Annotated in this window: 24 protein-coding genes; 8 read left to right on the forward strand and 16 right to left on the reverse strand. The window is 72.5% G+C overall.

From position 1 onward, the window contains the following. Nucleotides 1–14 precede the first annotated feature (14 nt). Complete coding sequence (locus F9C41_RS31875) at nt 15–701, reverse strand: GNAT family N-acetyltransferase (RefSeq protein ID WP_155390518.1); 687 nt, start codon at nt 699–701, stop codon at nt 15–17. Nucleotides 702–946: 245 nt separating this feature from the next. On the opposite strand from F9C41_RS31875, the gene F9C41_RS31880 reads away from it, so the two are divergent. From F9C41_RS31880 to F9C41_RS31900, 5 genes are all read left to right on the forward strand, one after another. After that, nucleotides 947–1,492, forward strand: a complete 546-nt coding sequence (locus F9C41_RS31880) for a nuclear transport factor 2 family protein (protein ID WP_155390519.1) — start codon at nt 947–949, stop codon at nt 1,490–1,492. A 125-nt stretch (nt 1,493–1,617) separates the two neighbouring features. Continuing rightward, a complete protein-coding gene (locus F9C41_RS31885) occupies nt 1,618–2,367 on the forward strand; it encodes an SDR family NAD(P)-dependent oxidoreductase (protein WP_155390520.1) in 750 nt (249 codons plus the stop codon). 60 nt (nt 2,368–2,427) lie between these two features. Next, entirely contained in the window at nt 2,428–3,258 is an 831-nt protein-coding gene (locus F9C41_RS31890; protein ID WP_155390521.1) for an aldo/keto reductase, read from the forward strand. 8 nt (nt 3,259–3,266) lie between these two features. Next, the gene (locus tag F9C41_RS31895; RefSeq protein ID WP_230690168.1) at nt 3,267–3,680 is read left to right on the forward strand and encodes a YkvA family protein; all 414 of its coding nucleotides are present in this window, start codon (nt 3,267–3,269) and stop codon (nt 3,678–3,680) included. 141 nt (nt 3,681–3,821) lie between these two features. Beyond that, nucleotides 3,822–5,909: a peptidoglycan DD-metalloendopeptidase family protein gene (locus F9C41_RS31900; RefSeq protein ID WP_196280047.1), complete on the forward strand. Its 2,088-nt coding sequence runs from the start codon at nt 3,822–3,824 to the stop codon at nt 5,907–5,909. A gap of 46 nt (nt 5,910–5,955) precedes the next feature. Here F9C41_RS31900 and F9C41_RS31905 read toward each other — a convergent pair whose 3' ends face one another. The 3 genes from F9C41_RS31905 to F9C41_RS31915 form a co-directional block, all read right to left on the reverse strand. Further along, nucleotides 5,956–6,330 (reverse strand): VOC family protein, encoded by a 375-nt coding sequence (locus tag F9C41_RS31905; protein WP_155390523.1) that lies wholly within the window; start codon nt 6,328–6,330, stop codon nt 5,956–5,958. A 61-nt stretch (nt 6,331–6,391) separates the two neighbouring features. Further along, nucleotides 6,392–7,966: a hypothetical protein gene (locus F9C41_RS31910; protein WP_155390524.1), complete on the reverse strand. Its 1,575-nt coding sequence runs from the start codon at nt 7,964–7,966 to the stop codon at nt 6,392–6,394. A 117-nt stretch (nt 7,967–8,083) separates the two neighbouring features. Further along, nucleotides 8,084–9,214, reverse strand: a complete 1,131-nt coding sequence (locus F9C41_RS31915) for a M20 family metallopeptidase (RefSeq protein ID WP_155390525.1) — start codon at nt 9,212–9,214, stop codon at nt 8,084–8,086. Between the two features lie 167 nt (nt 9,215–9,381). Here F9C41_RS31915 and F9C41_RS31920 point away from each other — a divergent pair, with 167 nt between their 5' ends. After that, nucleotides 9,382–10,137: a GntR family transcriptional regulator gene (locus F9C41_RS31920; RefSeq protein WP_155390526.1), complete on the forward strand. Its 756-nt coding sequence runs from the start codon at nt 9,382–9,384 to the stop codon at nt 10,135–10,137. Nucleotides 10,138–10,140: 3 nt separating this feature from the next. Here F9C41_RS31920 and F9C41_RS31925 read toward each other — a convergent pair whose 3' ends face one another. Together F9C41_RS31925 and F9C41_RS31930 are read right to left on the reverse strand one after the other, a co-directional pair. Beyond that, nucleotides 10,141–11,118 carry an NAD(P)H-dependent glycerol-3-phosphate dehydrogenase gene (locus F9C41_RS31925; RefSeq protein WP_155390679.1) on the reverse strand — a complete coding sequence of 326 codons (978 nt, stop codon included), beginning with the start codon at nt 11,116–11,118 and terminating at the stop codon, nt 10,141–10,143. Nucleotides 11,119–11,344: 226 nt separating this feature from the next. After that, nucleotides 11,345–11,746 (reverse strand): hypothetical protein, encoded by a 402-nt coding sequence (locus F9C41_RS31930; RefSeq protein ID WP_155390527.1) that lies wholly within the window; start codon nt 11,744–11,746, stop codon nt 11,345–11,347. Between the two features lie 326 nt (nt 11,747–12,072). Here F9C41_RS31930 and F9C41_RS31935 point away from each other — a divergent pair, with 326 nt between their 5' ends. Next, a complete protein-coding gene (locus tag F9C41_RS31935) occupies nt 12,073–12,642 on the forward strand; it encodes an HD domain-containing protein (protein WP_230690169.1) in 570 nt (189 codons plus the stop codon). A gap of 97 nt (nt 12,643–12,739) precedes the next feature. Here the strand turns inward: F9C41_RS31935 and F9C41_RS31940 are convergent, their stop codons facing one another. From F9C41_RS31940 to F9C41_RS31980, 9 genes are all read right to left on the reverse strand, one after another. After that, nucleotides 12,740–14,035: a toxic anion resistance protein gene (locus F9C41_RS31940; protein ID WP_155390528.1), complete on the reverse strand. Its 1,296-nt coding sequence runs from the start codon at nt 14,033–14,035 to the stop codon at nt 12,740–12,742. Between the two features lie 100 nt (nt 14,036–14,135). Next, nucleotides 14,136–15,287, reverse strand: coding sequence for a hypothetical protein (locus F9C41_RS31945; RefSeq protein WP_230690170.1), 1,152 nt, complete (start codon nt 15,285–15,287; stop codon nt 14,136–14,138). 10 nt (nt 15,288–15,297) lie between these two features. Further along, the gene (locus F9C41_RS31950; RefSeq protein WP_155390529.1) at nt 15,298–15,894 is read right to left on the reverse strand and encodes an ATP synthase subunit B family protein; all 597 of its coding nucleotides are present in this window, start codon (nt 15,892–15,894) and stop codon (nt 15,298–15,300) included. Between the two features lie 7 nt (nt 15,895–15,901). Beyond that, complete coding sequence (locus tag F9C41_RS31955; RefSeq protein WP_230690171.1) at nt 15,902–17,539, reverse strand: vWA domain-containing protein; 1,638 nt, start codon at nt 17,537–17,539, stop codon at nt 15,902–15,904. 152 nt (nt 17,540–17,691) lie between these two features. Beyond that, nucleotides 17,692–18,975, reverse strand: coding sequence for an ATP-grasp domain-containing protein (locus tag F9C41_RS31960; RefSeq protein WP_155390531.1), 1,284 nt, complete (start codon nt 18,973–18,975; stop codon nt 17,692–17,694). Nucleotides 18,976–19,111: 136 nt separating this feature from the next. Then, entirely contained in the window at nt 19,112–20,035 is a 924-nt protein-coding gene (locus tag F9C41_RS31965; RefSeq protein ID WP_155390532.1) for a DMT family transporter, read from the reverse strand. A 52-nt stretch (nt 20,036–20,087) separates the two neighbouring features. Next, nucleotides 20,088–21,299: a glycosyltransferase 87 family protein gene (locus F9C41_RS31970; protein ID WP_155390533.1), complete on the reverse strand. Its 1,212-nt coding sequence runs from the start codon at nt 21,297–21,299 to the stop codon at nt 20,088–20,090. Then, nucleotides 21,293–22,858, reverse strand: coding sequence for a polyprenol phosphomannose-dependent alpha 1,6 mannosyltransferase MptB (gene mptB, locus F9C41_RS31975; protein WP_230690172.1), 1,566 nt, complete (start codon nt 22,856–22,858; stop codon nt 21,293–21,295). Before mptB ends, F9C41_RS31970 begins: the two co-directional genes overlap by 7 nt. A gap of 91 nt (nt 22,859–22,949) precedes the next feature. Further along, entirely contained in the window at nt 22,950–23,564 is a 615-nt protein-coding gene (locus F9C41_RS31980) for a pentapeptide repeat-containing protein (RefSeq protein ID WP_155390534.1), read from the reverse strand. Between the two features lie 181 nt (nt 23,565–23,745). Between F9C41_RS31980 and F9C41_RS31985 the strand changes: the two genes are divergently transcribed. After that, nucleotides 23,746–24,225, forward strand: a complete 480-nt coding sequence (locus F9C41_RS31985; RefSeq protein ID WP_155390535.1) for an allene oxide cyclase barrel-like domain-containing protein — start codon at nt 23,746–23,748, stop codon at nt 24,223–24,225. Nucleotides 24,226–24,237: 12 nt separating this feature from the next. Here F9C41_RS31985 and F9C41_RS31990 read toward each other — a convergent pair whose 3' ends face one another. Beyond that, on the reverse strand, nt 24,238–24,918 hold the full coding sequence (locus F9C41_RS31990) for a nucleotidyltransferase domain-containing protein (RefSeq protein ID WP_230690173.1): 681 nt from the start codon (nt 24,916–24,918) through the stop codon (nt 24,238–24,240). Nucleotides 24,919–24,922 lie beyond the last annotated feature (4 nt).

Genomic DNA, 24,922 nt, shown 5'->3' on the forward strand with positions numbered 1-24,922 from the left:
AATCCGCGAAGCTGTCACCCGGTCGTGTCCGGATGGTCCTGATCGGAGGCCTGCATTTCGGTCAGGCCGAGCAGCGGCAGGCACCGTGCCAGCCCTTCGACGGTCACCGGCGGACGGTCGCGCTCCAGCCAGGCCTGCCTGGTCAGCCGCAGCCGGCGGATCACCCGCAGGCGGCCCTGGTCGTCGTGCCGCTCGATGCCGTCGTGGGCGTAGCCGAGCTTGGCCGACACCCCGAGCGACGGGGCGTTGTCCGTGAACGCCCCCGAGACCAGGTCCGTCGCGCCGAGGTGCGTGAAGGCCAGGTGCGCGACCGCCCCGCGCATCTCGGCGCCGATGCCCTGCCGCTGGTGCCGACGGCCCAGCCAGCTCGCGGTCGCGCACTCGGCGGTCACCGCGAGGTCGGTCGCCTTGAGCATCTGCATGCCCACCGGCCCACTCTCGTGGAACACCGTGAGCGGGAGCTTCCAGGACCGCGGCGTCCACTGGCCGAGCAGGCTCCAGTGGTGCAGCACGACGGACCGGGCCCGCTCGGCCGGCGGCAGCTCGGTCCAGCGGATGCGGAACGGCATGTACGCCGGGTCGTGCACACCGTCGGCGGCGACGTCGGCCAGCGCGGCCAACTCCTCCGCGTCCGGCAGGCGCAGTTGCAGCCGGGGCGTGGTGATCCGCAGTCCGATCAGCGGGAAGTGATCGATGAGCATGAACCGATGGTCGGCGCGGATCGGCGGCCGGGTCAACGCGATTTCGGGAGGGGTCGTCACATGTGATGGACCGATCCCGAATACTTGCCCCGAACGGTACAAAACGTTCAATGGCGGGCAGCTCAGCCGGTCGAGTGCGGCCGATCAACCGCGCCGACGGCCGCCCGCATTCCGGTTGACCAGGTGATTTAACCGATAACCCGGACGCTGGGAATCCGGGTCGACCCGAAGGTAACGTTCCGCCCATGTTGATCCAGGATCAGGCTGTGGCGTCCGCGCCCTGGACCGGCCTCAACGCCGGACACCAGGTGGGGATCGCCCCACTGCGCCGTCCGATGGCTCCGGCGGTGCCCGGCACCCGCGTGATCGTCGAGGAGTACCTGGCCCGGCTGGCCGAGGGCGACGCGGAGCGCATCGCGGAGCTGTTCGCCGACGAGGTGGAGTGCTACGTGGCAGCGTCCGAGGCGGCCCCGTGGATGGCCAGCCGAGGGCTGGCCGCCGACTTCCTTCGGCTGACGATGCCGCGCTTCGAACTCGGGCGCAGCACGGTCGAAGCGGACAAGGTGCTGGTCGAGGGCACCGACGCGGTGGTGCTCGGCCACTTCATCCACGTGATCAAGCCGACCGGCCGCCGGCTGTCCTCGCCGGTCGCCATCCACCTGAGCGTGACGGCGGGTCGCATCACCTCGATGCACATGTACGAGGACAACGTCGCGCTCGTCTCGCGTATCCGCGGCAAGCGCCCGATCACGTCCTCCGCCTGCGCCGCCGCCAAGAACGCCCTGGGCTGAGCCCTTCGCACCCGCCCGACCCGGCCCGATCCGCGATTCCGCGGACGGGCCGGTTCCTTGTGTGGACCAATGGGGGGAGCCGGTCGGGACTTCGGCCGGCGTCGGTCAGTGCGAGGGGGGACGCCGTGGGTCGGCTCGACGGCAAGACGGCGGTGGTGACAGGCGGGACCACGGGCATCGGGCTGGCGGCCGCCCAGCGGCTGGCCGCCGAGGGCGCGCACGTGTTCCTCATCGGCCGCCGCGAGCAGCAGGTCGTCGACGCGGTGGCCGCGATCGGCGCGAACGCCACCGGCATCACCGGAGACGTCACCTCCGCCGCCGACCTGGACCGGCTCTATGCCGCGGTCCGGCAGCGCGGGCAAGGCCTGGACGTGGTGCTGGCCAACGCGGGCGGCGGCGAGTTCATGCCGCTGGACCAGGTCACCCCGGAGCATTTCGACGAGACCTTCGACCTCAACGTCAAGGCGCTGCTGTTCACCGTGCAGAAGGCGCTGCCACTGCTGCACGACGGCTCGTCGGTCATCCTGACCTCCTCCACCGCCGGGACGAGCGGCGACGCGTCGTTCAGCGTGTACGGGGCGTCGAAGGCGGCGGTCCGCTCGTTCGCCCGGTCCTGGGCGATGGAGCTGAAGGACCGCGGCATCCGCGTCAACGCGCTGAGCCCCGGCCCCGTGGAGACGCCCGGCATCTCCGGCCTCGTGACCGACGAGCGGCAGGCGCGGCAGTTCAAGCAGTCGCTGATCGACCGCGTGCCGATGGGCCGGATGGGCCGCCCCGAGGAGGTCGCCGACGCGGTCCTCTTCCTCGCCTCCGACCAGAGCACCTTCATCACCGGCATCGAGCTCTTCGTCGACGGCGGGATGAACCAGGTCTGACGCGGCGGGCGGAGGGGGACCCCGTGTGACGGCCGGACGCGCGCGGGCGAGGATGGCGGTATGACCAACGAGACGACGGTGAAGCTCACGCACGGCGCGGTGATGCCGCGCGTCGGGCTGGGCACCTGGCCGATGGACGACGCCCAGGCCGCGAGCTGCGTGGTGCAGGCCGTCGAGGCAGGTTACCGGCTCTTCGACACGGCGGAGAACTACGGCAACGAGCGCGGTGTCGGGCAGGGTATGCGCGACGCCGGACTGCCCCGCGAGGAGCTGTTCGTCACGACCAAGTTCAACGCCCGCTGGCATGGCCGTGACCTGGTGCGGCGGGCGTTCGACGCGTCCGCCGACCGGCTCGGCGTCGACTACGTCGATCTACTGCTGATCCACTGGCCCAACCCCGAGCAGGACCGGTACGTCGACGCCTGGAAGGGCATGATCACGCTGCTGGAGGAGGGCCGCCTGCGTGCCGTGGGCGTGTCGAACTTCAAACCGGCCCACCTGGAGCGGTTGCGTGCCGAGACCGGGGTGCTGCCCGACGTCAACCAGGTGCAGCTCAGCCCGCGTATCGCCCGCAAACTGCCGCGCGCCTACCACGCCGAGCACGGCATCGTCACGCAGTCGTGGAGCCCGCTCGGCCAGGGGCGGGAGCTGCTGGCCGACCCGGTGATCGGCGAGATCGCGGCCGGGCACGGGCGCAGCCCGGCGCAGGTCGTGCTGCGCTGGCACCTTCAGCTCGGGCTGACCGCGGTGCCGAAGTCGGCCGATCCGCAGCGGATGCGCGACAACCTGGCGGTCTTCGACTTCACGCTGAGCGAGGCGGAGCTGAACCGGATCTCGGGTCTCGACCAGGGGGAGCGAGCGGCGGTGGACTCCGACCTGGTCGGCCACTGAGTGCCGGCGTGGGGCGGGACCTGCTGATCGGCCTCGGGGTGGCGCTGCTGGCGTCGTGGCTCGCGCTGGTCGTCGGCCTGCTGCTGGTGCGGCCGAGGGGTCCGTTACTGGCCGAGGCGGTGCGGCTGCTGCCCGACCTGCTCCGGTTGCTGCGCCGCCTGGCCGCTGACCGCACGCTGCCCCGGGGCGTGCGGGTCCGGCTGGCGCTGCTCATGGTGTACCTGGCCATCCCGTTCGACCTGATCCCCGACTTCCTGCCGGTCATCGGGTACGCCGACGACGCGATCATCGTGGCGCTGGTGCTGCGCTCGGTGGTGCGCCGCGCGGGGCTGGATGCGGTCCGCCGGCACTGGCCGGGCACCGAGGACGGCTTCGCGGCGCTCACCCGGCTGACCGGGCTGCGCGGGCGTGAACCAGGCTGATCCGCCGCCATTAATCTCGTCCCATTTCCGACATCGGGGACACGCGATGGATGTCGGAGCCGTCCGTCGGCGCTGGCTACCGTACGTGCGCCACCCCCGACGACGAGATGGGGTTCCGAGATCCGCATGCAACGTACGACGATGAGAGCGCTGCGCGCAGCCGCCGTCGCCCTGGTCCTGGCCGAGGCGGTGCTCGGCGCACCCGGGGCCGCGACGGCCACCGGCATCGCGGGCCCCGCCTGCGACTTCAACGGCGACGGCCGGTCCGACCTGGCCTTGGGCGTGCCCGGCGAGAGCGTCGGCACCCTGGACAGCGCCGGTGCGGTGAACGTCCTCTACGGTTCCGCCGCGGGCGTGACCGCGACCGGCAACCAGCTGTTCCACCAGGACAGCGCGGGCGTGGACGGGGTCGCCGAGGCGGGCGACGCCTTCGGCTCCGACACGGCCTGCGGTGACTTCAACGGCGACGGCCGCGACGACCTGGCGGTCGGCGTCTCGCACGAGAGCGTCGACGTCTCGGCGAACTCCGTGTACGACGCCGGTGCGGTCAACATCCTGTACGGCTCGGCGAGCGGCCTGACCACCACCGGCAACCAGGTGCTGCATCAGGCGACGCCGGGCGTGCCGGAGACGCCGGAGCGCGCCGACGAGTTCGGCACCGCGCTGGCCGCCGGTGACTTCAACGGCGACGGCCGCGACGACCTGGCCGTGGGCGCACCCGGGGAGAACGTCGACGGGGCCAACCAGACCGGCACGGTGACCGTCTTCCACGGCACCCGCACCGGCCTGTCCGGCACCGGCAGCCAGGACTGGAACCAGGCGACGTCCGGTGTGGAGGGCGACCCCGAGGGCGGCGAGCAGCTCGGCGCGGCGCTGGCCGCGGGCGACTTCAACGGCGACGGCGAGGCCGACCTGGCCATGGGCACGCCCGGCGAGTCCATCGGCGGCGAGGCCTGGGTCGGCTCGGTGAACGTCCTCTACGGCAGCGCGGCCGGCCTGAGCGCCGTCGGTGACCAGGTGTGGAACCAGTCGACCACCGGCGTCCCGGGCAACTGGGAGGCGGGCGACCTGACCGGCACGGCGGTCACCGCGGGCGACTTCGACGGCGACGGCCGCGACGACCTGGCGATCGGCTCGCCGGGCGAGGACGACGGCGCGATCCGCGACGCGGGCGCGGTCAACGTGATCTACGGTGCGGCGTCGGGTCTGACGGCCTCCGGCAGCCAGATCGTCACCCGCAACACGCTGCTGCTGTCGGGCCTGGCGCAGGCGGGCGACTCGTTCGGGTCGGCGCTGGCGGCCGGGGACTTCAACGGCTCCGGCCACGACGAGCTGGCGATCGGCATCCCCCGGGCTACCGTCGCGGGCAACGTCGCCGCGGGCGCGGTGGCGGTCGCGTTCGGCAGCCCGGCCGGGCTGTCCCTGCTCACCAGCCAGGCCGTCAGCCAGGGCACGCTCGGCGTCGAGGGCCTGCTGGAGGCCGGCGACAGCCTGGGGTACGCGCTGGGCACGGGCGACTTCGACGGCAACGGACGGGGCGACCTGGCCGCCGCCGCGCCGGGCGAGGCCGACGGCACGCAGCCGGGCGCGGGCGCGGTGAACGTGCTCTACGGCTCGGTGCTGCGGCTGCTGACCGCCAACGACCAGATCTTCTCCCAGAACACGGCCGGGATCGAGGGCGTGGCCTCGGCGTACGACCGCTTCGGCGGCGGTCCCGGGGTCTCCACCGGGCAGTACCGCGTCGGGTACACCACCGGCACCCGGGTCACGGTCACCCGGGACCACCAGTCGCACTCGCCGAGCCGGTTCCGCATCGACATGGTCGGCGTGAACGCCGGGCCGGACTACCAGATCGTGGCAGCCCGCACCGGCACCATCCGGTACATCGTGGACGGCAACGTGGAACCGACCGACAACAACAACTACGTCTGGATCGAGCACGCCGACGGTGAGTGGAGCAAGTACACCCACTTCCAGACCAACAGCGTGACCAGCCGCGGCCACCAGGTCGGCGACGTGGTCACCGCGGGCACGGTGCTGGGCCTGGAGGGCGACATCGGCCAGGCCAGCGGCGAGCACCTGCACTTCGAGGTCGCCGTGCCGGACAGCACCGCCAACCCGATCAACAGCGGCGGCTTCATCAGGGGCCTGGACCGCATCCCGCAGATCTGCGGCGTGCCCGGCAATGTCTTCCTACAGGGGCAGACGTACACCGCGGCGCCCTGCTGACGCAGGCGTGACGACGGGGGCCGGCGAGGCGCCGGCCCCCGTGAGGTCAGCCCAGCGGGCCGCGCTCGACGCAGAACTCGTTGCCCTCCGGGTCGGCCAGCACGACCCAGCCGCGCCCGTCGGGGCGGCGCTGGTCGGACACGATCGTCGCGCCGATGCCGACCAGGCGCTCGACCTCCTCGTCGCGGCTGCGCTCCTGCGGCTGCAGGTCGAGGTGCATCCTGTTCTTCACGGTCTTGCCCTCCGGCACCGGGATGAACAGCAGGTTGACGCCGTGCGGGCCGACCAGGCGGCCGTTGGGGTCGCCGGGGCCGTTCGGGTCGTCGGGGTCCTCCTGCCAGCCGGTGACCTTCGTCCAGAACAGGGACTGGGCGTAGCAGTCGTGGCAGTCGACGGTGATGCTGTGCAGAGCCATGGTCATGGCGGCCATGGTCACATATCGGCTCGTGGCCGCTTCCGATGATCCAGCGCTGCCCGCGGCGTCAGCTGACGCACCGGGCCAGTGCCCACTCGCCTTCGGCGACCAGCAGCGGCCAGTTCAGCGGGGCGGGGTCGGCGCCGGTGGCCGCGTCCAGCCGGGTCACCAGCTCGGCGAAGCTGATGCCGCGTTCCACCGCCGCGCAGCGCGCGACCAGGCACAGGTAGGCCGCCTCCAGGGCCACGGACAGCCCGTACGCGTCGGTCATCGGCTCGCCGCGGTGCGCGAAGGCGTGCCGGGCCCGCACCGCGCGGGCCATGTCCCAGCGGGCCGTGCGGCGGGTCCGGGGCACCGCGGAGCGCGGGTCGGTGACCAGGGACAACAGCTCCGCGCGGCGCTGCGCGAGCAGACCGTTCCACTCGTACGCCGCCGCCGGCTCGTGCCACCGGGGCCCGGTGAGCAGCGCGAGGTCCGCGGCGTCGTCGCCGGTGGCCCACGGCCCGCGGGCGCTCTTGGCGTTGATCGGGCAGGGCCGGCGCAGGTACTGCTGAAGGTGGCGGAACAGGGCGCGGGGAGTCTGCGCCGCGAGCAGGATGGCGGCGATCTCGATCGTGCGCGCGAACGCCGTGCGCTGCGCCCACGGGCCCTCGTCGCACTCGAAGCCGACGTCGAGCAGCGGCAGCAGCGCCTGGAAGGCGTCGCGGACCGAGCCGCGCTCCAGCTCGCGCAGCGCCATCAGGTACTGCAGCAGCAGCGTGTGGATCCTCGGGTCGGTCTCGGCGGCCATCATGACGCGCTGGGTCATCCTGCCGTCGACGGCCTCGGGCTGCTCGTACGCGAACCGCGGTGGCATCGGGAAGCGCACCGTGCGCCCCTTGGGCGCCGGGTACTCGTCGTGCACGACGACGATGTCGCGCCCGATGTTCACCGGCCGGTTCGGCGGCCGGAGCTGGAGCTGGTAGCGGTCGTAGTGCTCCAGGAAGGTCATCGCGGCTGCTGTCGGGTCGTTCGCGGTCACCTCCGCGACCAGGTAACGCGGGGTGCGCGCGGCGTGCCCGGCAGTCTCGGCGGCGGTGACGAGCTGTTGGAAGACCGGCTCCAGCGTGTCGAAGTACAGCTGAGACCAGCCATAACTCTTGATCATCGTGCCCCCGCGGGTCACCGGGACCGCCAGCCGGAAGGTGCGGGCGGTGGTCCGCTTGGCGTGCCAGCGCTGCATCTCGTCGAGCTGGTCCTGCAGCCGCTGCCCGTTGAGCAGGATCCGCTGCGCGCCGAGCAGGGTCTGCGGGCTGTACCCGGCCAGGATCAGGCCGTGCGCCATCCGTTCCGCGCAGCCCACCGGGTCGGCCTGCACCTGCTCGGCGGTCAGCTGCCCGAACATGACCTTCGGCGTCTGCTGCCACTCGTCGTCGAGCAGCGCCGCGTACAGGGTGCTGCCGTTCAGCCGCCGTTTGTCCGTACCCGTGGTCTCGACGGCGGCGAGTTCCTTGCGCAGCAGGCCGTCCGAGACCGGCCGCAGCCGCCAGCGGAAGTCGACCTCCGGCGAGGTCATCTCGATCCACCGCTGCAGGAACAGCCGCTGCGCCGGGGGCATCTTGAGGTACTGCGAGGGCTGGTTGCCCACGGTGGGAGTCCACATGGGTCGGCTCCGGTCCGGTCCGGGAGGCGGACGACCGCCTCATGATCGTGAAAGGGGTTGGTTGAGCGCGGGCGGGCCGGTTCCGGCCCGCCCGCGACCGGGCGCTGTGGCGCACGCCTAGGCCCGGGGACGCAGCACCCGATCGACGAGTGCGGCGAGCAGTGCGGCCCGCTCGGCCATCGCGGGCAGGTCGACCCATTCCCCCTCGGCGTGGGCGTTGCCGCCGACCGGGCCGAGCCCGTCGAGGGTGGGGATGCCGTATCCGGCGGTCAGGTTGCCGTCGGAGGCCCCGCCGACCGCGACGCCCGCGGGCGCGGCCAGCCCCAGCTCCGCCGCCACGCTGCGGGCGAGTTCGTAGAGCCGCGCCGACGCGGTCGGCGGCAGCGCGGGCCGGTGCACACCGCCGTGCACGGTCAGGCGGCTGCCCGCCAGCACGGGGCGCAGCCCGTGCATCGCCCGGTCCACCCGCTCGAACTCGCCGGCGTGGAAGGCGCGCACGTCGACCGCGACGCCCGCGGCGGCGGGCACGGTGTTCTCGGTCGTGCCGGCCGCCAGCACGGTCGGCGTCACGGTGGTCTCGCCGTCGCCGAGCCCGGTCATCGCCAGGATCTGGTGGGCCAGCTCCACTCCGGCGTTGACCCCGCGGCCCGGGTCCAGACCCGCGTGGGCGGCCCGGCCGGCGATCTCCAGGCGGTAGCGGGCGATGCCCTTGCGAGCGGTCTTGAGGGCGCCGTCGGCGCTGGGTTCGCAGATCAGCGCCGCCCGCGCGCCGCGGGCCGCCCGCTCGATCAGCACCCGGGAGTCGGGCGAGCCGATCTCCTCGTCGCCGTTGACGACGACGGTGACCCCGTCGAGCGAGGGCAGCTCGGACAGCGCGTGGAACAGCTGGACCAGGCCCGCCTTCATGTCGAAGCAGCCGGGCCCGGTGGCCCGGTCGCCGTCGACCCGGAACGGCCAGCGGGCCAGGGTGCCCACCGGCCAGACCGTGTCGTGGTGGCCGACCAGCAGCACGTGGGTCTCGCCGTGGCTCCAGACGAGGTGGGAGCCGTGGCGCTCGGGGGCGCTGCCGAGCAGGCGGCTGCCGAGGGCGGTCACCGCGTCGGCGCTGCGGGCCGTGGCGTTCGGGTCTTCCGACGGCGACTCGACGGCGACCAGCTCGGCGAGGTCCGCGATCAGCCGGGGGAGGCGTGCCCGCAGGCTGCTCAGGGTGGGGTTCTCGGTGGGCGGGGTGGTGGCGAGGTCTGGCATGGCGATCCCTCCGGCGGCAGCTCGACGCGTGTGATCTACATTGACTAGACAATATAGATGTTGCGTATGATGGTGCAGTGGACTTGGATCGGTTGTCAAGACATCGATCGCGGACGCGTCGCAGCGTCAGGGAGGCGGAGCACGTGGAAACGGTCCGGAGTTCGGGGATGCCTGCGTACCAGCGCATCGCGGCCGCATATCGCAGCCTGATCATGTCCGGGGAGCTGCGGCCCGAGGACCGGCTGCCGACCGAGCACGAGATCGCCGACCGGTTCGGCGTGGTGCGCCAGACCGTGCGCACCGGGCTCGGCATCCTGGTGACCGAGGGGCTGATCGTCGCCCGGCGGCCGCACGGCTACTTCGTACGCCGCCGCGAGCACATGGTCTACCGCCCGCAGGAGAAGTCCCGCCCCCGCCCGGCCTCGCCCGAGATGGACCGGTTCTCGCAGCAGATCGTCGCCGAGGGGCGCACCCCGCACCAGGCGATCGAGGTGTCACTGGTGCAGGCCGCGCCCGATCTCGCCCAGCGGCTGGGCATCGCGGCCGGGGAGACCGTCGTGGCGCGCCGCCGGGTCCGGTTCATCAACGGCGAGCCGACCAACATCAACGACTCGCACTTCCCGATCGACCTGGTCAAGGACTCGGAGATCATGTCCCCGGCCTACCTGCCCCGCGGCACCGACCAGGTGCTGGCCGACCTCGGTTACCGGCAGGACCGGGCGATCGACGAGATCTTCATCCGGATGCCGACGCCCGAGGAGATCCACCGGCTCAGCCTGGGCCCGGGCACCCCGGTCGCGGCCCACTACGACACCGGCTACACCGCGGCCGGCAAGCCGGTGCAGTGCACGGTCAACGTGCTGCCCGGCGACCGCCACAAGATCGTCTTTGAGCGGCACTGGCAGGAGGAACCCGCCGGCTGACCGTCACTCCGGCTTGGTCTGGCGGCTCATCAGGGTGGCCAGCGCGACCTTCGGGTCGACACCCTCGTGGCAGATGCGCTCGACCTGCTCGGTGATCGGCATCTCCACCCCGTGCGCGTGCGCCAGGTCCCGGATGGCCAGGCAGCTCTTCACACCCTCGGCGGTGTACCGGGTGGCCGACTGGGCCTGCTCAAGGCTCAGGCCGCGGCCCAGGTGCTCGCCGAAGGTGCGGTTGCGGGTCAGCGGCGAGCAGCAGGTGGCCACCAGGTCGCCCAGCCCGGACAGGCCCGCGAAGGTGAGCGGGTCCGCGCCCAGCGCCACCCCGAGCCGGGTGGTCTCGGCCAGGCCACGCGTGATCAGGGTGGCCTTGATGTTCTCGCCGAGCTCCATCGACGTGGCGATGCCGTACGCCAGCGCGATCACGTTCTTGACCGCCCCGCCCAGCTCGCACCCGATGACGTCGTCATTGGTGTACGGCCGGAAGTAGGGCGTGGTGATCGCCTCCTGCACCGCCGTCGCCCGGCCCAGGTCGGTGCAGGCGACCACGGCCGCGGCGGGCTGGCGGACGACGAGCTCGGGAGCGATGTTGGGGCCGGTGACCACGGCGACCCGGCTCGGGTCGACCCCGGCGGTCTCCACGATGACCTCGCTCATCCGCTTGGTCGTGCCCAGCTCGATCCCCTTCATCAGGGAGACCAGCGTCGCGTCGGCGGGGATCAGCCCGGCCCAGGCGGCGAGGTTGGCGCGCAGCGTCTGCGAGGTCACCGCGAGCACGACCAGGTCGGCTCCGGCCAGGGCCGAGGCGGGGTCGGACGTCGCGGTGACGTTGCGCGGCAGCGCGGCCTCGGGGAAGTAGTCGGGGTTGCGTCCGGTGGTGCGGATCGCCTCCGCGATGGCCTCCCGGCGGGCCCACATGGTCACCTCGCCGCCGGCCTCCGCCAGGATCTTCGCGAAGACGCTTCCCCAGGAGCCGGCTCCCATCACCGCGGTCCGCACCCGTCGCCACCCTCTCCCGCCGCGGCAGCCGCCGGGCCCGTTCCTCGCGGCGGGCGGATCCCGCCCGTCGTCGCTCGGAATCATGCCATGCCGTGTCCGAGGCGGCGGCGGCCTGCGGCGGCGGGGAACGCCAGGCGGTTGACCGGGGCCGCTGCTCGCGAACTCGGCGCGGTCGCCCCGCTGAACCGCTTCGGTCCGCTCGGGCTCCGGGTCAGGCCGGGTGCGACTCGCCTGCCGGGCCGCGCCGCTCCCGCAGCGCCTGCTGCACCCGCAGTTCCATGGCGTGCAGGGCTTCGATGGCCCGCAACTGCCCGGCGATCTCGGGGTCGGCGGTCGCGGGGCCGAGGCCGATCAGCCCGCACCGGACGCACTCGACCCGCGCCGCGGTGTCGGGGCACGGGGTCACCGCGCCGCAGTCGACGCAGGTGTGCTCGGCGTCGTCGGCGAGCACCTGGTCGGCGGAGATGGTGTCGAGGTAGCCGCACTCGGCGCACTGCCAGCGCACCGGGCTGCCCCAGTCGACGGTGCCCTGGTCGCTGAGCTCGTATCCGAGGTCTTCGGCGGGGCCCACGAGTTCGCATCCCGGGCAGCGCACATAAGGCCGTGGTCTCATGATCGGCTCCCCGTGATCGCACGACAGTTCGATGTGGACCATAAAACGGTTCAGCTGTCGGGCGGGCCAGCCGATCGGCCATCGTTGCGGTGCGAACAAACGAGGGGTCGACCCGCGGTGGCCGCCGCCCGTCACGGCGTGGCGGACCGGGCGTCGGCGGCCACCTGCCAGGTCACCACGACGTCGGGCCCGGTGCCGGAGCGAGGCCGCGCAGGGCCGGTGATCAGCGCAGATTGCCTGCTGGAACATGAACAAGAGGCGAACAGCAGACGGCCAAAGAACCACATCCGTTGATCCGAAGGGCTGATCGGCCTAGCGTCACCGACGTGCGGCTGACCACGATTGATCAACTCGTGCCGGCCCGGGCGATGTGCCTGGCCGACGAGCTGCTGGCAGATCTGCCGCAGCGGTGGGCGCACACCGCCGGGGTGGCCGGGCGGGCTGCCGAACTCGCCGCCGCCGTCGACCCCGGCGAGCGGGACCTGCTGCTGTGCGTGGCCTGGCTGCACGACATCGGCTACTCCGCCGCGGCCCTCGACACCGGCTTCCACCCCCTGGACGGAGCCCGCCTGCTGCGGCGGCAGGGCTGGCCGCGACGGCTGTGCGCGCTGGTCGCCCACCACTCGGGCGCCGGGTTTCTCGCCGCTGAACAGGGCGTGGTGGGCATGGCCGAGTTCCCCGACGAGGAGTCGGCGGTCACCGACGCGCTGGCCTGCGCCGATCAGACCACCGGGGTACGCGGTGAGCCGGCGTTCCTCGAGGAGCGGCTGGCGGAGGCCCTGCACCGGCACGGCGCCTCCTCGGTGTACGCCAGGGCGCACCTGCGGCGCGCACCGTACCTGCGGGCGGCCGCGGCCCGCGTGCAGGAACGCCTGCTGGCCGTGGCCGCAGCCTGAATCGCCGGCTGCGCTTCGGCAGAGGGGCACCTCCCACGCGTGACGCGTTAAGAAGGTGCCCTTCCTCTACGTATACCGATAGGAAGGTGTCCTTCCTTCAGGCGAGGTGGTGGGTTTGGGCTTGGGTGAGGAGCGAGGGAGGCAACTGGGGGGCGGCGGGGAGTTCGAGGGGTTTGGCGGCTTTGGTGACTAGGTCCACTACGGCGCGGCTGAGGTGTTGGGAGCTGGCGGACATGGACTCCTGGGCGGAGACGATGGCGGAGACGACCTCGGCGCGGGCCTGCTGGCCGAAGCGGACCGCGTCTTCGATGCCCTTGGCCTGGGCATCGATCGAAGCGGCGACCTCCAGGATGGTCTCCGGGCGGATCGTGGGGGTCTGGATCAGGCGGGCGATCTGCGGGACGCCGGTGCCTGCGGCGTGGGCGTAGGCGGAGAGCACCTCGTTGGCGCCGTCGGCGACCGCCTGCTGCATCTGGGCGGCCTGGTTGGCCTGCAGCAGCAGACCCCACTGGGCGATGGTCAGCTTCATGGTCGGGATGGTCAGGTTGACCAGCAGCGCCAGCCGCTGTCCGAGCCCGTAGTGCAGCGAGCGGATGTTGCGCACCTGGGGCGAGGTCGACCAGGCGACGAACAGCCGCTGCTGGAACTCGTTGATGCGCACCTCGATCGCCTGGATGAACTCGGTGATCCGGGCGAGGCGCTCCTCCTTGTCGCGGCGGTCGACGTCGGCCGGGTCGATGCGGATCGACGCCGCCTCGGCCACGGCCAGGTCGCGGACCTGCTCCATCACCGCGATGACGCCGACGAGCTGGCTGATCGCGGCCTCGTTGGCCTTGTACAGCTCGTCGCAGAGCACCACGTTGCGCTTGAGCTGCTGCTGCTTCTCGACCAGGGTGCCGGCGATGCGGTCGAGTTGCTGCTCCACCGACCGGGCCTCCTCGAACAGCATCTCCACCAGGTCGCGGCCCTTGCGGAAGACGCCCCGGACCGCGTCCATGAACTTGTCGAACACCTCGCGTACCCGCGGGTCGGCCGGGTCGTACCTGCGCCGGAAGTCGCGCATCCGGTCGTTGATCTCGTGCATGATCTGGGTCAGCTCCGGGATCTTCACCGGCCCGACCTCCCGGAAGATCCGCTGCACCTGGGTGTTGACCTGGTCGATCGCGCCGTTGCCGAAGCCCGCCAGCTGGTCGGTGTCGGCCAGCATCCGCGGGTAGGTCTGCTTGGCCAGGGCGAGGGCCTGCTCGCGCTGCGCCGGGCTGAGCAGGTCGGCGCAGACCAGCCGGCCCGGCTCACCGGTGCGGGCGACCGCGGCCAGCGCGCTGTCCGCGCTGCCCGCGGGCTGCGCCGGCGCGCCCGTGATGCTGCCGAAGTCGATCGCGAGCTCGCTCATGACGGGTTCTCCTCCTGCTGTTTCAGGGAAACTGCGCTGTCGATCGGCCCGGATCGTGCAGTTTCCCGGAAACTGCGGATGCCGGGCGGGGTGCGGGGCGTCAGGAGCACTTGGCGACTTCCTTGACGCAGGCGAGCAGGGCCAGGGTGACCTCGGCGCCGGGTGGGGCGGTGGTGCGGAACTGGTCGGCCAGCGGGAGGTTCGGGAAGTCGGTGACCTTGCTCAGGCCGACGTGCAGGCCCGAGCGCAGGCCGTACTTCTGCCAGGCGAGCTGCTGGATGCCGGCGTCCTTCATGGCCTCCAGGAAGCGGGCCGCGTCGGCGTCCAGCGCCAGGATCGGGTGGTCGCTGTAGATCGTCGGGTCGGGGTAGAGCACCCGCACGTCCTTGAGCAGCTTGTCGGCGTCCGCACCGAGCTGCACCACCTGCTGGATGAGCTGGTTCTCGTAGCCGGCGTAGAGCGGCGCGTGGAACTCCGCGCCCTGGGTCAGCCACTGCCGGAAACCCGCCTCCGAGCCCGCCGCCTGCAGGCCCTGCGCGTCGTACACGGCGCGCACCGTCGGCAGCACCTTGCGGGCCTGGGCCAGGCTCGGCGCGGAGAACACGTCGTCGGTGGCGATGATGTTCAGCTGGAGCTGGGCCAGGGTGAAGCCGCTGTTGGACTTCGCCGCGTCGGTGCTCGACACCGCGATCGGGCCGCGCAGGTCGGCGGTGCCCAGCGACTGCCAGGTGGTGCGCTTGAGCACATGCTCCAGCAGCAGCTTCTTCATGTCGACGATGAAGTAGCGCTCCGCGCGCTTCTGCACGATCCCGGCCTTGACCAGCGCGTCGGTGCCCTGCGGCCCGGCGTAGATCACCTCCGGGGACTGGAGCACGGTCTCGGCGCGGTACTCGGGGAACGCGCCGGAGTGCAGGCTCTCGAACACCTTCTGCGCACTGGCACTGGACGGCCACAGGCAGCCCGCCTTGCGCGCGGCCAGGTCGTCCTTGGACAGCTGCACCAGGTCGTACGAGCCCAGCGGCGCGAACACCACGGTCAGGCCGTACTGCTCGCGCAGGATCTTCTTCACCTGCTCGTCGGCCATCAGCTCGGTCTTCTCCGAGCCGCCCAGGCAGGTGACGGTGACGGCCTGCGCCGTGCCACCCCCGCCGGGCGGGTCGTCCTTCCCGCTGGTCAGCACGTACGCGGTGGCCACGCAGACCACCAGGACCAGGACGAGCCCGATCAGGAATCGGCCGCTCGGCAATCTCACGTGATGCTCCTTATCCCAGCTGCGGGAGTTTCGGCGGGGCGACGGTCTGCAGGTTGGCCTGGTACTGGGCGAGGTCGCCCTGGTTGACCAGGCGCAGGCTGTCGATGGTGAACTCGGTGAAGCGCTGCACGGCCTGCTCTCCGCCGGCCAGCAGCGCCGCCGGGTCGTGGTAGAACGTCGGGTTGCGCTGGATGTCGAGGTACTGCCGGACCACCCCCTGCAGGCTCTGCAGGTGCGCGCCGAGCTGGCTGGCACTGGAGTAGAGGCTGTTCGGCGAGGTGGCCCGGACCCGTTCGAGCAGCTCGGGCACGAACTCGGCGGCCTGCTGCAGCAGGTGTTTCACCGACGGCGAGGCGACGTCGCGGCTGAGCTTGCGGACCTCCTTCGCCGCCCGTACCACCTCGTCGGCCTTGCGGTCGGCGTCGGCGCCGTACTCGTCGTCGCGGACCTGGGACGTGGTGCGCGAGTCGAGCATCAGGTAGACGCCGAGCGCGCACAGCGCCGCCAGCAGCGGCGACCACAGCAGGCTGCCGGTGACCGAGAACAGCCCGCCGAACACGCCGACCGCGACCAGCAGCGCCAGGGGTGTGGCGACCTTGCGCATCATGGCCGCCTCACTTGTAACCCGCGGCGGTGCGCAGCGCCGCGACCAGGTCGTTCTGCTGCACGAACGCGCCACCGGTGGCCTCGGCGACCTGCTTGAGCTGACCCGGGTCGGCGTCGTCGCCGAACGCGATGGCCACCACGGGCACCCCGGCCGCCTTGAGCGCGGCGACGGCCTCGGCCTGCTCGGCGTCCTCCGACATGCCGTCCGACATCACGATGACCAGGCTCTTGCGGGCAGCCGACTTCGAGGCGGTCAGCGCGCTCACGGCCTGCTTGAGGCAGGCGTACATGTTGGTGCCGCTGCCGGGTGCGTGGGCGACGATCTTCTCGGTTAGCCCGTGCAGCTGCCCGGCGTCGTTACCGGTCACCCGCCACGGACCGGCGGCGATGCCGCTGTTGAAGACGGTCACCGTGGTGATGTCCTCGGGGTGGGTCTGCAGCAGGTTCAGCGCTGCCTGGTCGGCGTCGAAGATCTGGTGCGCCGCGTCGCGTACGCCGTCCCAGCCCTTGTTGTCGTTCATCGAGCCGCTGCCGTCGAGGCAGTAGTAGGCGTCCACCGGCTTGCGGTAGTGCGTCTGGTAGCGGTCCAGCGCCGCCTTGATCACGGCCACGGACGGGTAGGTGATGCCCTGCTCGCGCAGGTTGGCCTGGATGCCCCAGTCGGGGTTGAAGACCTTCAGGTCGGGGTTGTCCAGGGTCAGGCCGATGCCGGTGGCCGGGCGGCGGCCGAGCGCCAGCAGTTTCGCCTTCGCCGCCGCGTCGGTCAGCAGGTAGTTCTGCAGCTCGGTGACCAGTGCCCGCTTGGCCGGGTCGGCGTCGGTGCCGTGCGGCAGGAAGCCCAGCGGTGCGTCGCTGATCGCGAGCGCGCCCTTGGGATACACCGCGTACAGCGGCTCCTTGCCCGCCTTGACCAGCTCCTGGTTCTTCTCGATGACCAGGTCCTCGTAGGTGAACACGGTGCGGCATGCGTCGGGCCGGGCCAGACAGTCGTTCATCAGCGTGCCGGTGGACGGCGGCGTGGCGTCCATGGCCTGGATGAACCGGCTGATGCCGGCGTCGACGGCGGGGGAGTCCAGCTGGGCCTGGGTGAGCGCCTGGCCGGGGCCGTTGCCCGCGAAGTGGTTCAGGAACCCGAACAGCACCGTCGCGCCCGAATTGGACTGGGTCGGGTTGGTGACCCACACCGTCGTCTTGCCGGACTCGACCGCGTCGAGCACGTCCTTGACGGCCACGTCCGTGCGGCCGGTGAAGCCGAGCCGCTGCATCTCGCTGCGCCATCCGGCGTACACCACGGGGGTGAGGAACATCGGCTTGACGTCGGACAGCTTGCCGGCCTGGTCGCCGATCTGCGAGAAGACGGAGCTGGCGAACCAGTACGCGTCGTAGTCGGCGTTGCCCGAGGCCAGCAGCCGCGCCTGGTCCACCGAGCCCTTGAGGGTGAACCGGCAGTCGTAGCCCTTCTCCCGACACCACGGCTTGACGACCGTGTCCAGCACCGACTGCTGCTCGGACCCGGCGACGAGCTGCAGCACCTTCGGATCGCTGCTGTACGGCGCCCCGCCGCCGGGCGGGTCCGACGTGTCGTCGCAGCCGGCGGACAGCAGCACGACTGCCGCCAGCATCACGGAGAGCACCCTGGTTCGCACACGGACTCCTTGCCACGGTTGGTCTTCTGCCAAGACCATTCCTTGGTAGCAAGCCGCTACCAGGGCAAACAGGCCAACAACGGGTTAACGGGAAGTGAAGGCAGTGCCAGGGGCAGCGCACCGGCTCGCGGTGCGCCGCAACGGTTTCGCCGTCAGCGCAGCGGCTCGACGGCCACGGCGCCGGTGAGCGCGCCGACCAGCGCCGCGGTGGCGGGCAGCAGGCCGCGTCCGTCCGGCTCGGACAGGCTCGCGGTGGACTCCAGGCGGGCCATGATCGCGCCCGGCAGCAGCGTCACGCCGCGCGCCGGCAGGCCGGTGACCTGGACTCCGGCGTACGAGTCGGGTCGCGGCACCGACCGCACCACACCGGCCTGCCCGGTCCAGCGCACCAGCAGGTGGCTGCCCGCGGTGGGCAGCACGGGGCGTGCCGCGTCGGCCGGGTCGAGCGGTTCGCCGAGCAGCGCCTGCAGGTGCTGGTGCAGGCAGGGGTTGAGGCCGTGCCGCTCCTGCAGCCGGCTCAGCAGCCAGGACGAGCCCTGGATACGCGGATTGACCTCCAGGAACGCCACGTCGCCGCCGCACACCGCGATGTCGGCCCCGAACAGGCCGCGGTGTCCCTGCGTGGCCAGCCACCCTCCGATGCGCTCGGTGTGCAGGTAGGCCTGTGCCAGCGCGCCGGGATCGACGCGGGGCACGGCGAAGTCGCTGCCGCAGTAGCCGCCGAACGCGTAGCCGAGTTGCGTGATGCCGCTGATCTGCAACGACGCGGGCAGCAGGCGGACGCCGTCGGCATGCACCACCCCGGCCACGTTGATCGTCACGTCCCCGGCGTAGCGCGACAGCAGCCAGCGGGTGACGTGCGGGTGCGCGTTGCGGGCCGCGGCCAGCTCGGCCGCGTCGCGTACCAGGTAGGTGCCCTGGCCGCCCGCGCCGTTGGGGGTCTGCGCGATGAACGGCGCGTCCAGCCGCCGGGCCACGGCGGCGAAGTCGAGCTCGTCCGGGTCGAGCGTCAGCGCCTCGGGCACCGGCACGCCGAGGCCCTGCAGGGCCTGGCGGATGTAGACCTTGTCCTCGGCGAGCCGCTCCACCACGTCGAGCGGCCCGGCGGCCAGCCGCACCCGGCCCGGCCAGGCCGCCGCCGCGGCCTCCCAGGCGGTGCTGGCGCGCGGCGGCACCAGCAGGATCGGCCGGTCGTCGGCCGGGGCCTCGGCCAGCACCTTGGGGACGAAGTCGGCCAGCCGTGCCACGTCGCCGAAGCGCCAGCGGCGGCGTACGCCGTCGAGGTTCTCCAGCGACAGTGCCCGGGTGCCGGGCAGGTCGGCGTCGGTGTCGCCGGACAGCACGCAGACACACGAGGGGTGCTCGGTCAGCGGTGCCATCATGCCGGGGTACGCGCTGGCGGTCACCAGCCGGTAGTCGTGCAGGTCCCATGCCATGGCGGCAACTGTGGCCGATCGCGGGCGGCGGCGCGGCGCGCAACGGGCGTACTTCCGGCGAACGGCACGGGAACTCTTCGGCACGGCCCGGTGCGTGGACCCGCCGGCTCGGTCCGGTGCGCTGGTCCAGGCCCCGTCAGCCCTCGACGGGCGACGGCGCGTGATCGGCGGCGCCCGGCCGGGCCGCGGCGCCGACGCGCAGGGTGGGGGAGTACGCCAGCAGCGCCACCCCGGCCGCGATCGCGGCGCCGGCCAGGGTCAGCGTCCACAGCGCCGCCAGTCCCGCCGGTGGGGCCTCGTCGAACAGCAGCGCGCCCCACAGCCAGCTCAGCACCGGGTCGGCGACGGTCATCGCGGTCAGCGCCGCGGGCAGCGAGCCGCTGCCGAACGCCTCCTGCGCCAGCACCGCCGCGACCAGGCCGGACAGGCCCAGCGCGTACACCGGCCAGTCCAGGGCGGCGGTCAGCGGGCCGCGCGTCGCGAGCTGGTCGGCGACGACGACGGTGAGCACGGCGGTCGTGCTGAACCCGGTGCCCGCGGCGACGCCGGTCAGCGGGGTGCGGGCGGGGAAGCCGACGCGGCTGCGGGCGACCGTCAGCAGCACGGCGACCAGGACGATCGCGGCGAGCAGCACGGCGGGCAGCGGCTCGCGGCGTACCGTCTGTTCGACCCCGCCCCGGGCGAGCACCAGCACCACCAGGCCCGCGCAGACCGCGGCCGTGCCCAGCCAGTCCCGGGCCGCGGGCGGGCGGCCGGTGCGGGTGTACGCCATCGGCAGCGCGAACATCAGCTGCACCGCCAGCAGCGCCTGCACGATGGCGATGGAGCCGGTGTGCAGCGCCGAGGCGTGCGCCACGAAACCCAGCACGTTGCAGCCGAGCCCGGCCAGCCACACCGGGCTGCTCAGCAGGCGGGCGACGGTGCCCAGCACCGGCAGCCAGTGCCCGGCGGTGTCACCGCGCGCCTGCGCGACCGCCCGGGTGACCCGGTGCTGCAGGGCCGCCGCCGCCGCGAACAGCGCGGCCGCCAGCAGACCCAGGATCGTGCTGGTGATGGTCATGGATCAGCTCCGCCCCGTCCGCCCGCCGCCGCGACCGGACGGCGTGCGGGCATCATGACCGGGCGGCGAGTACGGTGATCGACTCTGGTGCCGCCGCTCGGTGAACGGTGGGCGTCGGCGCGCGCAGCGGCAGGAAGACGAGCAGGCCGAGCGTGATCCAGACGTACGCGCTGCCGCCCAGCAGGCCCCCGGGACCGGAGAAGTCGTACCACCACAGCCACACCACGCTGCTGCACAGGATCACGTAGGCGGCCCCGGCCGACCACAGCAGCCGCCGGCGGCGCGACGGGTCCGGCTCGCGCAGCCCCGCGCCGATCACCAGCACCAGCGCGGGCACGACCCAGACCAGGTGGTGCACCCAGGTGACCGGGCTGACCAGGCAGGCGGCGAGGCCGGTGAGGGCGAACCCGCCCCAGACGTCGCCGGCGCGGGCGGCCCGGCGCACCCGCCACGCCCATACCGCCAGCACCGCCGCCACTGTGAGCAGCCAGAGCACCGGGTGCGGGTTGTCCGGGTCGAGCCGTGCGATCACCCCGCGCAGCGACTGGTTCGAGATGTAGAACAGGTCGCCGACCCGGCCGGTGTCGCCGAGCGTCTCGGTCCAGAACCGCCACGACGGACCCGGCGCGATCAGCGCGGCCAGCAGCGTCGCGGCCCCGGCGGTGGCGGTCGCGACCACCGCGGCGCGCCGCCGCCCGGACAGCACCAGATACACGATGAAGATCGCGGGGGTGAGCTTGATCGCGGCGGCGAGCCCGATCCCGATGCCCGCCCAGCGGCCCCGACCGCTCGTCAGCAGCCAGGCGTCGGCGAGCACCAGTGCGACGAGCAGCAGGTTGACCTGGCCGAAGCTGACCGTGTCGCGGGCCGGTTGCAGCGCCGCCAGCAGGCATGCGGCGATCCCGAAGGTGAACAGCCGCGGCCACCGCTGCTCCCGGGCGATCGGGTCGACCAGCCAGTACAGCAGCAGCGCGCAGGCCACCGCGGTCAGCGCCACGTTGACCGCGATCACGGTGTGCCAGCCGAGCAGGGTCATCGGGACCATCGCCACGGCCGCGAACGGCGGGTACGTGAAGCCGTAGTGGGTGCCCGGCACCAGGTAGTCGTAGATGACGCCGCCCTCGTGCACCCAGTCGTTGACGGTGCCGTAGTAGACCAGCACGTCGAACCAGCCGCGGTGCCCCGGGATCAGCGCGATGAACAGGCCGACCGCGGTGGCCAGGGCGAGCACGCAGAGCAGGCGGGCGCGGGGGGTCTTCACCATGCGGCGGGTTCCGTTCCTCGGTAGGGGTGCACCGGTGCGGGGACGATGTCACTCGTGAACAGGAAGACCACCGGCACGGCCAGCAGCGCCCCGGCCACCGCCGCGGCCAGCTCGTCCGCGGACGGGGTGAAACCGCTCGGGAACACGGTCACGGTCAGCGCCAGGCAGGCGAGCGCGGTCCAGCGGCGCACCCGCCCGTTCGGCGGCGCGGCCGCGGCGATCGGCACCAGGCCCCACAGCAGATACCAGGGGCGCAGGGCCGGGCCGAGCAGGGCGAGCGCGGTCAGGCTCAACCCGAGGGCGTACACCAGCCCGAGCCGTCGACGGTGATGCCACGCCAGCAGCGTCGCCGCGGCCGCGGCGACTAGCCCGAGCCAGCGCCACGCCGGGATCGCCGACGCGGCCAGGTCGCTGCCCGCCGCCTCCAGCAGGTTCCGGGTGATCCGGCCGACGGTGCTGCTCAGCGACCAGTTGTGCGTCGAGATCGGCGTCGTCAGCGAACGCACCCACCCGTAGCCCGTGCCCGTCACTGCGGTCACCAGCGCGGTCGTCGCCGCAGCAAGCCCGGCGGTCAGCGCGAGCGCCCGCAGCGTGGCCTCCCGTCGGCCGAAAGCCGGTCGGCCTGGCGGCTCCGCCGGTGAGCTTGGGGGCGACGCCAGGTTCGGCGGACGGGAGGGCTCCGTCGGGGACGGCGGCAGGCCTGCCGGTTGCCGCAGTGCGCGTTGCCAGAGCCAGACCACGACCACCAGGCCGAGTGCGGCCGGGGCCTTCACCAGGCAGGCCAGGGTGATCGCGATGGTGGCCAGGGCGAACCGGCGCGCCGCGGCGGCCGTCAGCCCGGCGATGAGCAGGCCCAGCATGACGGCGTCGTTGTGCGCGCCGCTGACCAGGTGCAGCAGCACCAGCGGGTTCAGCGCGCCCAGCCACAGCGCCGCGGCCGGGTCCACCCCGCAGGCCCGCGCCAGCCGGGGCAGGCAGACGATGAGCAGCACGACCCCGGCCAGCGCCACGGCCCGCATGCCGAACACGCCCAGCGGCACATCGGTCGAGGCGAACCCGGAGACCCCGGCGGCCAGGGACAGGAACGCCGGACCGTACGGCGTCGGCGTGTGCTGCCAGATCGCGGGCACCTCGGCCAGCAGCGGCCCGCCCATCGCCGACGGTCCCGCCGTGTACACGTCGAGCCCCGCCGTGACCATGGCGCCCTGCGCCAGGTAGCTGTACACGTCGCGGCTGAACAGCGGCGGCATCGCCACCAGCGGCAGCGCCCAGGTAGCGAGCACGAGCAGCAGGCCGCCGGGCGAGGGCGGGTCGCCGCCGCGCACCGCCCGGCCCAGCCGCCACCAGGCGGCGACCAGCAGCGCCAGGCCGAAGTAGGCGCAGACCAGCCCGCCGCTCTGATGCTGCCGGAGGTCGCTCAGCCCGAGCGCGGGCGCGAGCGTGTCGCGCACCGGCAGCGCGCCCGCCGCGAGACCGCCCCCCGCCAGCGCGGTGGAGCCGGCGAGGCCCAGCACGAGGCAGCGCCGTGTCTCGTCGGGCAACCGGATGGCGGAGAACACCCAGGCAGGGTGCCAGCAGGCGGTGTACGGCAGACGACGGCTCCCCCAACCGCCCGTGGCCGCCGGGTTGCCGCTCGCTCGCGACGCCCGGTCAGCCCCCGTCGATCGTGATGTCCAGCGCCGAGGCCAGGGTGTGCGCCAGCCCGGCGAGGTCGTGCGCGCTCACCACGGCCCCCTTGAGGCTCGTCACGCTGCCGATGCCGCCCAGCTCGCACCGCGTGAACCGGGCTCCGGCGCAGTCGGCCTGCGCGAACTGCGCCCCGGACAGGTCGCAGCCGGTGAACGACGCCCCGCGCAGGTCGGCATTGGTGAAGTCGGCCCGGGTCAGGTTGCAGTCGGTGAAGGCCACGTCCTTGAACGAGCTGAACCGGAACGTCGCCAGGTCCATCCGGCACTCCCGGAACGCCACGTCGCGCAGCGAGCCGTCGATCCACTGCAGGCCGGTCAGCCGGGCCAGCGACACCTCGACCCGCAGCAGCCCCGACTTGGTCGCCTTGAGGTTCGCCCAGTCCGAGTTCTCCACCAGGCAGTCGGTGAAGTTGGCCCGGTCCAGCACGGTGCGGGCCAGGCCGGTGCGGGTGAACCGGCACTGCTCGAACTCGGCCGAGTCGGCGGCCTGCCCGCTAACGTCGAAGTCGAGGAAGGCGAGCCTCCGGAAGGTGGCCTCGTCCTCCAGATCGTGGTCCGGCGACACTGCGGTGTCCATGGCCGGCGGCGGCTTCGGCCTGGCGGGCGTCCGAGGTGCGCGACTGGCGTCTCTGCTGGTGGCTGACCGAGATGGCACGGCTACGACCCTAGCGAGTCGCGCTGATCACGCATGTTGGGATGCGCTCGAATACGAGGATATGCTCGTATTCGTACGAGACGGGGAACGAGGAAGGCCCACCATGACCAAGATCCATATCCGCCGGCTGGCCGCCGCCGCCGCGCTGGCCATCGCCCTGTTCGCCGGTCCGCTGGCTTCGGTCGCCGCCTCGGCCTGGACCGGAGCAGGCGACACCGAGGTCATCCAGCTGGTCGCCCAGCAGACCCAAGCCGAAGCCCTCGACCACGGCAAGAAGGGGCCCAGTCTCGGCGACGAACGCACCGTGTTCGAAGACGTGTATCGCGACGGCAAGAAGATCGGTGACCACAGCGTCGTCTGCACCTATGTCAGCCTCGGCCCGGACGCGCTCCAGTGCGTGGGCACCTTCTCCCTGCCCGACGGGCAGATCACCGCCCAGGCGCTGCTGCACCTGCCGGCCGCCGCCTCGATCGACATCCCGATCACCGGCGGCAGCGGCGCCTACAGCACCGCGCAGGGCTACGTGCACACGGTTCCCGCCGGAGAGACCGAAAGGCACCTGACCTTCCACATCAGCCGCTGACCGCCCGGGCGATTACCGCAGCAACTCGAGCTCGCCGCCCCAGGCGTCGAGGACATCGCCGTGGCCGCGATCGCGGGCCAGCTTCTCCAGGTCGGGGAACAGCCCGGCAGGGTCGTCGGCCACGCGCAGCGGCAGCGTGGCCGCGTCCCACGGCTCGCCGAGCGGGTAGGTCTCCAGTTCCCAGCGCAGGTACTTGTTGTACGGCCGCACGCGCCCGTGCAGCGCGAACAGGGTGAACAGGCACCAGGAGACGCTCTCCATCTCCTCCAGGCGGGCCAGGTCGACGCGGCCGTCGCGGTGGTTCTTCGCCGCGCGGTAGATGAAGTTGACGTACCCGTCGAGATACTCCCGCGACCATTCGGTCGTCTCCGTCGGGGTCAGCGTCGCCTGCGCGTGCGCGAGTGCCGTGATCCGCCCGTCGAGCCGGTCGAGCAGCACCTGCGCGCCCCGGTAGACGTAGCGTTCCCAGACGTTCGACGTGTCGGCCAGCTCGTCGACGGTGCACACGATCTCGTCGAGCGCGGGCTGCTTGCGGGTGCGGATCCACTGTCCGGCCCGCTCGTCCACCACCACGATCACATCGTGATCGGAGTGGACCGTGGCCATGCCGCGTGCCATCGACCCGGTCAGGATCACGCCACGGACGGCGGGATCGGCCTCGGCCCGAGCGAGAAGATCTTCGTAGGCTCCCACGCGA

Origin of the sequence: Catellatospora paridis (assembly GCF_009720365.1) — a bacterium.
Classification (GTDB): Bacteria; Actinomycetota; Actinomycetes; order Mycobacteriales; family Micromonosporaceae; genus Catellatospora; species Catellatospora paridis.